The following is a 9,314-nucleotide window of genomic DNA, read 5'->3' on the forward strand; positions in this document are numbered from 1 at the left end:
AATAAAGCAACCAAAGAAGGGACGGCTCTGGCTATTTGCGAGCTTTAGCAGCCACTGCATTGATTTTCTTCTGAATCACATCCAGTTTTAGCTGCTTGGCCTTGCGCGGAATATCTTTTGCCAAAGAGATCTCCTTTCACTCCCCAATCACTACCCGCAGGCTCACCGTGCGCTGGGTGCACTCCATACACCACACTACTTTGTTCGCTTCCCCGTTCTATGTGTACAGTACTGACATGCAAGCTTTATGCTTTGCGAGGGGTTTGTAGAGGGGTTGCGCTAAGCCAAGTGCGGCCACTAGGCCGCATTTGAAATAAGCGAGTTTAAAAATGATAAACCAGGGAACCGGACCAATAGTCTACATCCTGCTCGACAAGTGTGTACTCAGCCTCAAAGGAAAGATTCTCAGTCAGCTTAAAACCGGCCCCAATGCCCGCGGAGAAGCCGTCATCGGAAACCTCACGGAAGGCCTTCACTTTTTCATGGAGGTAGCCGAGGCGCCCCTTGAAATAAATATCTCCCTGAGTACGATAAGTTGCATACAATGCCTGGGTGGAAATAGAGTAATCTGAGCCATCATCCAGTTCGCCGTCAGACGCAGAACCGGTGAACTCAGCCTCAATGCCCAAGCCAGAATTCCAAGTATAACCTCCGCGAATACCGGCGTTGAGGGGGTTCTTATCAGCATATTTAGCATCAACATTCATCGCACCAAAAGTGCCACCAACATAGGCTCCTTCCGCCTGAACAGCAGCTGAGCACACTAAAACTGCTGCTGCCCCCAAAGCCTTAAGCTTAAAATACATTCTTTCGCTCCTATACCACTAAACTATTAAAATGCAAAAGCTGCCGAATTATAAAGTGAAAAAATTTTGAGTAAAGTGTTTTTTTAATCCAGTGCCCATCAGACTCTTTGCGCCCTTCGCTCTGGCATGGGTTAAGCAGAGTACTACCTCAAAATCAATACTGCGAAAACGCCACAAAATCCTTTTTAATCATATAGTTACAACATTTAATAAAGCTATGGTGAACACTGGTGTTTATGCCAGATAGAGCAGTAGATCTTACAAGAGTCCTTTCATTCCCCAATCACCACCCGCAGGCTCACCGTACGTTGGATGTACTCCATACGCCACACGGCCTCGTTCTCAGTGCCTTCGGCTACCGCGGAGGCCTGCAGGGTTTCCACCTTGCCCGGCGTTTCCCAGGGCGTGCCGTCGGCATTACTGCGCACCTGGTTATCGGTGGTGACGAAGGCACCGATCATCTTGTAGGCGAACTGGTCGGGGCTGCCGTCCTGGTCCAGATAGATGGGGTTGCGTACCTGCGAGATGCGCGCAATATCACCGGTATAGATGCCGGTGGTCAGTTTGTAAAAGTGCTCGTCTTCTCCGGCATTGCTGATATCGCAGGCTTGTATGTAGTCGACCATCTCATGTGAATCCCCTCGGGTTTGTCGGAGGCAATTTGATTTGAGTCATGCCGCTTGGGCAGACTCGGTTTGTTGATAATACAGGTTTCCGTATCCGGCTGGAGGCATGTCGCCAATTGGCCAAAGAATGCGGCGATGGTTAAACCAGTCGACCCGGGTCAAGGTTGCGCGTTCAACCTCATCCAGCCCTTTCCATTTGCCTCTTCGGACGCCTTCCAGCTGTAGCACCTTCATCAATCGTTCAACTGTGCATCGGGCGACCTTTACATCCTCTCGGTTAAGCTGCTTCCAGATCTTGCGAGCACCATAGACGTGATGGTTTTCTTCGAAGACCCGCTGGATCTCAGATTTCAGCTCATCGTCACGTTGAGCGCGCACACAGCGTTGCTCTGGATTGGCTTGTAGATGCTTGCAGCGGTAGAAGGTCGACGGTGCAATCGGCAGAACCTCACAGATTGACTCGACACCGTGCGCCTCACGCTCCTGGTCAATGAATGCACCATTACTTCGGTTTGCGGTTGAGCTCCGCCTGGGCGAAAAAAGCGGCAGCCTTGCGCAAGATCTCGTTAGCGCGCTTCAGCTCGCGGACTTCACGCTCCAGTTCTTTGAGACGGGCTGCGTCACCGCTGGTGGTGACGGGCTTAGTACCATTGTCGACTTCCATCTTGTTGACCCATAATCGTAGGGTCTCGGGTGTGCAGCCGATCTTGGAGGCAATAGATGTGATCGCTGCCCAACGTGATTGATGCTCGTGCTCGCCGGTCAACACCATGCGAACTGCGCGTTCCCGTACCTCGGGAGAGTATCCAGGTCGTTTGCTCATCGGCTAATTCTCTCAAGAAAGTTAGCCTCCGAGAAACCCGGGGTGATTCATAGAATGGCAGCACACGGTCATTCAGAAGGTCTGCTGCAGTGATTGGCGTCTTTGTTGTATACAGCTTGCAGTGTGCCACTTTTGCATAGGTGTCAACGTAGGTCTGCTGGTATACACGTCCAACACCTTTGAATGTCCCAACGTAGAAGGTGTCCTGGGAGCCCAAGTAACCAGGATGTTGGGTCTCAATTTCGCCGCAGGCTTCGTCATCATGGCGTTTGCGTTCCAGAGCCTGAACCTGTGATTCAGTGAGAATCAGACCTTCCTTTGCCACTTTGACTTCAAGGGCTTTCAGGCGGAGCCTGAAGTTAGCCAGGTCATGCCGTAACCAGATACTGCGAACCCCGCTAGACGACACAAAGACACCGCGCTTACGTAGCTCATTGGATACCCGTACCTGCCCATGAGCAGGCTCTTCAAGGGCATAAGCCAGCACTGCTTCTTCTTCAGCAGGGCGTTCACGCCGCCGCTGGATACGGCTTCTTTGTAACGATAGAAGGTGTCTCGCGATACGCCGAGCATCTTGCAGGCTTTGGAGATATTTCCGAGTTCTTCCGCCAGATTGAGCAGACCGGTCTTGTGTTTAATGATGCGATCGTTAGTATGAATCATGGGGTTTATCCTTGGTTTTGGTTTCAGGTTTCGTCACCTTCATCAAAACCGGTAAACCCCCCTTTTCAAGGAGATGTGTCAGATTTGGTCTGAACTAATACAGTTGAACACCAGAATTGACAATAACTCTTTGTTTTTCTTCGCTATATTATCCTTCAACTAACTCTGAAAAATTAGGGTTTCCCAAAATTTCCGAGATAAGTGCTTGAACCGCCGGAGTAAATGCCTCTGCAACATTTCTACAAGCCCCAAAAGCAGAAAAACTTGTTTTAAATGGATACACAGTCTCTACTGTATAACCAGCAGATTTATTTGAAGATATTGTAAAGTTAAGCGTCCAGTATGCTGGAGAGACAGAACTAAACTTTATGCTATTAAGAGTGCCGGAAAGCTCAATATCACTCGTAGGATCGTAAACTTGGGCCAAGAACAATTCTGTCTGAAACGCTTCTTTTATAAATTCTGCTTGACTTTTTCCTGGCGACACATCTACAGGCCCATTTAAACGGCAAAGTAATGATCCAGAGTTCTCCGCCTGTTTAAACTCACCCAGCTTTATTTTCTCATATGATGCCTTAATTTTATTTTGCACCATCACTACATTTTTTGTAGAGGAAGTATAAGGTCTAGTTGAGGTCGTTTCGCAGCCGGCAATTACAAATAGCAATGCGGATAATAGTGACAATGCTGCTAGTTTTTTCATGATATTCTCTTCTGCCCAATGTTAAAGTTTTTAAATATCTTTGATAGTCGGGCATATGTAACTATCAATAGATATGCTTTTGTTGCCAAGAGCAGCGGGAACAAGGTGCAATTAGTACAGCCAGAAACTTGCTTGACCTTCCACACCAAATCCCTGTTGCCTAGGCAGTAGGATCAACTTAAATATCGTTGCTTTCTTGCCAATTTAAAAAAGCGCTTGTCACGCGACCTGGGTATATTTTGCACCTAAATCTATCTTTGCTGAGCAAAGCCAGGCGCAAGCAGGCTAAAGGCTAATAGCAAGACGAGGATACGACGATCCGAAAACTACTATATAAATGTCCAAAAGTGCTCATCGCAAAATTCGATTGTGCGCGAAATTACCACACCAGCGCCAAAAACAAAAAACCCTCCAGAGAAGAGGGTCTTTAACTGCCTGATTTTAAAGGCTTATTTGGGGTGGCCGACGGGGATTGAACCCGCGACCTCAGGAGCCACAATCCTGTGCTCTACCAACTGAGCTACGGCCACCATATCAGTGATATGCTTCAGTACTTTGTGGCTGTACTGAAATACCGGGTCAAACTCGCACCAGACTGGCGAGGGCCAAGCCCTTTATGCCAAACCAGAACCACCTGGAAGGTGGCACGCCCGGCAGGACTCGAACCTGCGACCATCCGCTTAGAAGGCGGATGCTCTATCCAGCTGAGCTACGGGCGCAAGGTAAAACCGGCTGATTGGTCGGGGCAGAGGGATTCGAACCCCCGACATCCTGCTCCCAAAGCAGGCGCGCTACCAGACTGCGCTATGCCCCGCATACCAACTCTTCGCATCTATTCAATCTATATTACCCTCTGGACAGAGGCTTTGCAGACTGAGTTGCCGGCGAAGTGCGCGCATAGTACTGCCCACCTCCTCAGGAGTCAACGCCTCTAAACTATTATTTTTTAAGAGGTTTATTCTATTGCCCATCAAAGCCCGGAAGTGACGAAATTATTTTCAACCTATGCGAAAATGGCAGATTATGCGATTTTGACCGGGCAGCTTGCCAATCCGCTCTGAAATCCGCTTTGTCAGTCCCCTCTAGTAAGAGGGCTTTGAGGCAGATTCCGGTCTATAGCACATGACCTGTTAATGATTGAGATAGCATCTATGTCTGCACTGATTCTGGACGGCAAGGCTCTGGCACAGAAAACTGAAGAGGCACTCTCAGTTCGAGTAGCCGCACTTAAGGAAAAAAGTGGTGGCCAAACCCCTATCCTGGCGACCATCCTGGTTGGCAATGACCCCGCCTCCGCCACTTACGTGAAGATGAAGGGCAATGCCTGCCATCGCATTGGCATGGGCTCCATGCAGGTTGAGTTGCCTTCCTCTACTACTACTGAGCAACTGCTTACCAAGATCGAAGAACTCAACAGCAACTCCAACGTCCATGGCATTCTGTTGCAGCACCCGGTGCCGGCGCAGATTGAAGAGCGCGCTTGCTTCGATGCTATCAGCCTGGAAAAAGATGTAGACGGTGTGACCTGCCTGGGTTTCGGGCGTATGGCGATGGGTGAGAAAGCCTATGGCTGCGCGACACCCAAAGGCATTATGCGCCTGCTGGAGGCCTACAATATTGCGCTGGAAGGCAAGGATGTTGTGGTTGTCGGTCGCAGCCCTATCCTGGGCAAGCCCATGGCGGCTATGCTGCTTAATGCCAATGCTACAGTCACTATCTGTCATTCCCGTACCCATAATCTGCCCGGGCATATCCTTCGTGCAGATATCGTGGTAGGGGCTGTGGGCAAGCCGGAGTTCATCAAGGCGGAATGGATCAAGAATGGTGCGGTTGTGGTGGATGCCGGTTATCACCCGGGTGGTGTGGGTGATATTGAGCTGGGGCCGCTCACCCAGCGCGTAGCCGCTTATACTCCGGTTCCAGGTGGTGTTGGTCCTATGACTATTAATACTCTTATCTATCAGACCGTTGACTCTGGTGAACGCAAGATTGGCTAGCCCGATTCGATTGGACAAGGCAGTTAGCCAGGTAACCGGTCTCTCCCGCTCCGATGCCAAGCGCGCGGCTAAGGCACAGCGGATTAGCGTGAATGATCAGGTGGTGACTGACCCAGCGGTCAAGGTGCAGGCAAGCGATTCTTTGTGCCTGGATGGCGTGCCTTTGCTGAAACCGGGACCTCGCTATATTATGCTGAACAAACCTATGGGTTATGTAAGCGCCACAAAAGATCCCAAACATCCAACGGTGCTCGATTTAATTGAGGAACCAAACACAGGCAGGCTGCATATCGCCGGGCGCCTGGATATCGATACCACCGGACTGGTACTACTGACCGATGATGGCCAGTGGTCTCACAAGGTGACCTCACCTAACCATCACTGTGCAAAGACCTATTACGCCCAGTTGGCAGACAAGATTGAGGCGACGGCGGTGGCAAAGTTTGCCAAGGGCATTTGGCTGAATAGCGAAAGGAGGAGAACCAGGCCTGCCAGACTTCAGATACTCTTTGCCAATGAAGCCCGTGTAACTATCGGTGAAGGTCGCTATCATCAGGTTAAGCGAATGTTTGCGGCCCTAGGTAACAAAGTTCTGGCACTGCACCGGGAAAAAATTGGCGATATCTCCCTGGATGAAGCGCTCAGGGAAGGTGAATACCGCTTTCTTTCCCCAGATGAAATTGCTTCGGTAAAGTAATCAGCATGTCAGCCCTTCTACTCCAGGAGCTGCTCCAGGCCCCAAGGGAAACTTTGTGGATCGCCGATGAAAACAGTAAGCCTCTCCTGCAGTCAGGATTTCACTTCAACGGTGATTTACTCACCAACCGCTGGGATATTGCTGGATTGGCGGTGGGTATAGCCGCACGCAGCTTTTTTAACGACTTTCACTTCGAGGAGCTAAGCCGCAGCTATCGCCGCATTGTTTATCCGGTATCCAAGGAAAAAGCGGTTGTTCACCACATCATCAATCAGGCCCCACGATTTCTTGGTGAGGGTGGTGAGTTGGTACTGCTGGGAGAAAAACAAAGTGGTATCAAAAGCTATGCGGCAAAAGCAGCTGAGCGCCTTGGTACTGCCAAACAATTGCAGAAGCACGGCAATGACTATTCCAGTATCAACCGTATCAGTCATGTGAATGGCGGGAAATTGATCGGAGAAATGAACTACCCCCGGTTGCGCAGCCTGCCCGAGCTTGGCGGTCTGTACAGCAAACCGGGGCTGTTTGGCTGGAACAAGATTGACAGAGGCAGTGCTTTACTTGCCCGGCAATTCACCACTGAACTGCCCAAGGAGGGCGCCCGCATCGTGGATCTGGGCTGTGGGTATGGTTATCTCAGTATCCAACTGGCATCACGGGGTAACTTCCATTTTACCGCAACTGACAATAATGCTGCCGCCCTGTTTGCCTGTAAAAAAAATTTCCGCACACTGGGTTTGACCGGTGTCGTCACACCCTCTGATGCCGGTGCAGAACTTGATTGTGGCATCGCTGATCTGGTGCTGTGTAACCCCCCGTTCCACCAGGGGTTCCAAGTGGAGGGAGGGCTGACTAATCGATTCTTACATAACAGTGCCCGGCTTCTGAAATCAACTGGAACAACGCTTTTTGTGGTGAATGCGTTTATCTCTTTAGTGGAAAAAGGTCTGCGTTACTACTCTGATGTGCAACTGATCTGCAAAGAAAATGGATTCTGTGTCTACAAGCTGCGTCTTTGATAGATAGCTTTCGACCCAGTTGAAAGGAAGTTGGACATGGATTGACTCAGTAGTCGCGCAGATTGAACAGGTTCATAGATAGAGTGTGCTCTTCAAGCTCTTCCAACTGGCGCAGGCGTTCAAAGGCTTCCCTTGCAGAGGGGGTTTCTGCGCCCTGAGACAAATCCCGATACTGGTCTGCCAGGTAGATTTCTATATCCAGGGCAAATTTGGCAATATCATCGAGGCTATCAATATCTATGCAGCGCAGTCGCTGCAAAAATTCTTTTTCCCGCCCTTCCGGGGCAAACTGTACCCAGGTATGCAGAGCGCCGGGTGGTAAATCCGCATGAAAATTTTCCAGCGAATGCTTCATGGAATCTTCCCGCCGCCTGAGTTGATCCAATAATAATTCAACCCGTTTATTGGTAGCCAACTGCTCGTACTCTTCGTATTGTAACGCCAGTTTGGCGTGAAAATCCCTGCCTTCTTGAATCACTTCCTCAACAGTTTTGTACCGCATCGACCGGCCCTGGAAAAAGTACGTCGCTTATTCCAGTATAGGCAACGGGTAACAAAGGGCGCCAATCAATATCATCATTGACATGACAGAAACACAAGTTGACTGATTGGTTCTATACTCAAACCCCAGAGCAACAACTGTTGTAATAATGTACAGGGAGTTTTGATCCACCCCCCTTGAAGTGTTCTTAAAACTGTACTGGTACCTCGTGCCTGCCAAGTGGGAGCAGATGACAGTGGAAGACTGCATAAAGAAGTGGCGCAGTGGCTAGATTTTTCAACATGGCAAGACAGGCTGTGGGCAGTTTCAGGCGGGGGCACGGCAAGCCTCTCATTTCTGATGCCGAGCGGTGAGTCAATTGGCACTGGCCAACCAACCTGATGTCCGTTGTCGTTATAATAACTGCCATTAGCTATAAGGTTTGCAGATCCTGCCCAAACGTTTTGAGTTCGGCAAACTCGCCCCTGGGCACTGGTATGTTTGTTTTTTATCCATTGTCTTTGAATATGTTGAAAATTTCAGTAATCATCGTTTTCAATAGGCTCATGGGCAAGTGAAACGAAGCGGCGGTTAATCCATCATTCTTGTGAGCCTAGTTTTGATCTGCTTATAGTGCATTTCATCACCCGCCAATCGATAGTCCTGCGCAGATATAGGTGTGGGTGAACAAAACAATGTATAATAAATGCACTAGTCCAAAAGGGAGACCCCCGGCTTTGCCAGGGAGGCACGCATAGTTTGACGGAATATTACCCGTGTTTGTGTGTCCGGGAAACTATAACCACATCAGTCTCTCAGGTGGTGGGATATATCAAAGGTAAAAGTGCTATTTACATTGCGAGGACCTACTCTGGCCGGCGTAGAAATTATGCAGGGCAACACTTCTGGGCGAGAGGTTACTTTGCGTCCACCGTTGGTCGTGATGAGAATGTGATCAGGGAGTATATTCGTCATCAGGAGAAGGAAGATCGACGAGTAGAGCAACTGAACTTGGTATGAAGATATAGGCAGCCCCCTTTGGGGGGTTCAAAGAACGTTAGTTCCGTACAGACCGCTTTGAGCGGTTCACGATTAAAGCCACCGGCTTTGCCGGTGGATATTTACTATCATCAGTGTCAACCATCTAAAGTCTCTTTCCACCTTTCACTACCCTGAACAATAGCCCTCAGTTTATAAGGTCTTTATCCAGCAGGTTGGCGATGCGAAAGACAGAGCCTGTCTATGTGTGGGAAAGGCTCGGGCAACGGTATATTTATCGATCTTGAACTTACTGTTGAGAAGGGGGAGTGTCGGTATTGTGTTCGACTTCCCCATCAGATCAAGCAAGAGCTACTACCAGTTAATTCCGGTCATCATTACCTGATTTACTACCCCAGTATCAGTTCCATCACGACACTCTGCAGTGCAGGCTATTGATGTCTCTTGGACCTAGGGGCATTTTGGGGTTTGCGTTGCAAGTGTAGTGGCATAGTGAATTT

General features: G+C 49.4%; 8 protein-coding genes, 3 tRNA genes, 2 pseudogenes and 1 other annotated feature. Of the genes and pseudogenes, 4 read left to right on the forward strand and 9 right to left on the reverse strand.

Features of this window, described 5'->3' with window-relative positions; translation table 11 throughout:
- Positions 1-323: 323 nt before the first annotated feature.
- From Q5Y71_RS15865 to Q5Y71_RS15900, 8 genes and pseudogenes are all read right to left on the reverse strand, one after another.
- Complete coding sequence (locus tag Q5Y71_RS15865) at positions 324-806, reverse strand: porin family protein (RefSeq protein WP_306043073.1); 483 nt, start codon at positions 804-806, stop codon at positions 324-326.
- Positions 807-1,078: 272 nt separating this feature from the next.
- Positions 1,079-1,432 (reverse strand): hypothetical protein, encoded by a 354-nt coding sequence (locus Q5Y71_RS15870; RefSeq protein WP_306043074.1) that lies wholly within the window; start codon positions 1,430-1,432, stop codon positions 1,079-1,081.
- A 195-nt stretch (positions 1,433-1,627) separates the two neighbouring features.
- Positions 1,628-2,255 (reverse strand): annotated as a pseudogene (locus tag Q5Y71_RS15875) (IS3 family transposase); the annotation flags it as partial.
- Positions 1,862-1,977: a sequence feature (AL1L pseudoknot), on the reverse strand. It overlaps the preceding pseudogene by 116 nt.
- Positions 2,239-2,918, reverse strand: a pseudogene (locus tag Q5Y71_RS15880) (helix-turn-helix domain-containing protein); the annotation flags it as partial. The pseudogenes Q5Y71_RS15875 and Q5Y71_RS15880, both read right to left, overlap by 17 nt.
- A 148-nt stretch (positions 2,919-3,066) precedes the next feature.
- Entirely contained in the window at positions 3,067-3,621 is a 555-nt protein-coding gene (locus tag Q5Y71_RS15885) for a hypothetical protein (RefSeq protein WP_306043075.1), read from the reverse strand.
- A gap of 454 nt (positions 3,622-4,075) precedes the next feature.
- Positions 4,076-4,151: transfer RNA gene (locus Q5Y71_RS15890), tRNA-His, on the reverse strand.
- A 112-nt stretch (positions 4,152-4,263) separates the two neighbouring features.
- Positions 4,264-4,340, reverse strand: a tRNA-Arg gene (locus Q5Y71_RS15895).
- A gap of 18 nt (positions 4,341-4,358) precedes the next feature.
- Positions 4,359-4,435, reverse strand: a tRNA-Pro gene (locus tag Q5Y71_RS15900).
- Positions 4,436-4,772: 337 nt separating this feature from the next.
- Between Q5Y71_RS15900 and folD the strand changes: the two genes are divergently transcribed.
- Genes folD through Q5Y71_RS15915 form a run of 3 tightly spaced genes read left to right on the forward strand, consistent with a single transcriptional unit; the run spans position 4,773 to position 7,334 of the window.
- Complete coding sequence (gene folD / locus Q5Y71_RS15905) at positions 4,773-5,618, forward strand: bifunctional methylenetetrahydrofolate dehydrogenase/methenyltetrahydrofolate cyclohydrolase FolD (protein ID WP_306043076.1); 846 nt, start codon at positions 4,773-4,775, stop codon at positions 5,616-5,618.
- Positions 5,611-6,315, forward strand: a complete 705-nt coding sequence (gene rsuA / locus Q5Y71_RS15910; protein WP_306043077.1) for a 16S rRNA pseudouridine(516) synthase RsuA — start codon at positions 5,611-5,613, stop codon at positions 6,313-6,315. The genes folD and rsuA overlap by 8 nt, the downstream gene beginning before the upstream one ends.
- A 5-nt stretch (positions 6,316-6,320) precedes the next feature.
- The gene (locus Q5Y71_RS15915) at positions 6,321-7,334 is read left to right on the forward strand and encodes a class I SAM-dependent methyltransferase (protein WP_306043078.1); all 1,014 of its coding nucleotides are present in this window, start codon (positions 6,321-6,323) and stop codon (positions 7,332-7,334) included.
- Between the two features lie 46 nt (positions 7,335-7,380).
- Here Q5Y71_RS15915 and Q5Y71_RS15920 read toward each other — a convergent pair whose 3' ends face one another.
- Positions 7,381-7,836 (reverse strand): hypothetical protein, encoded by a 456-nt coding sequence (locus Q5Y71_RS15920; protein ID WP_301414142.1) that lies wholly within the window; start codon positions 7,834-7,836, stop codon positions 7,381-7,383.
- A 738-nt stretch (positions 7,837-8,574) separates the two neighbouring features.
- Between Q5Y71_RS15920 and Q5Y71_RS15925 the strand changes: the two genes are divergently transcribed.
- Entirely contained in the window at positions 8,575-8,835 is a 261-nt protein-coding gene (locus Q5Y71_RS15925) for a transposase (RefSeq protein WP_306043079.1), read from the forward strand.
- The last annotated feature ends 479 nt before the right edge of the window (positions 8,836-9,314 follow it).

Origin of the sequence: Microbulbifer sp. 2205BS26-8 (assembly GCF_030731025.1) — a bacterium.
In the GTDB taxonomy this organism is placed as follows: Bacteria; Pseudomonadota; Gammaproteobacteria; order Pseudomonadales; family Cellvibrionaceae; genus Microbulbifer; species Microbulbifer spongiae.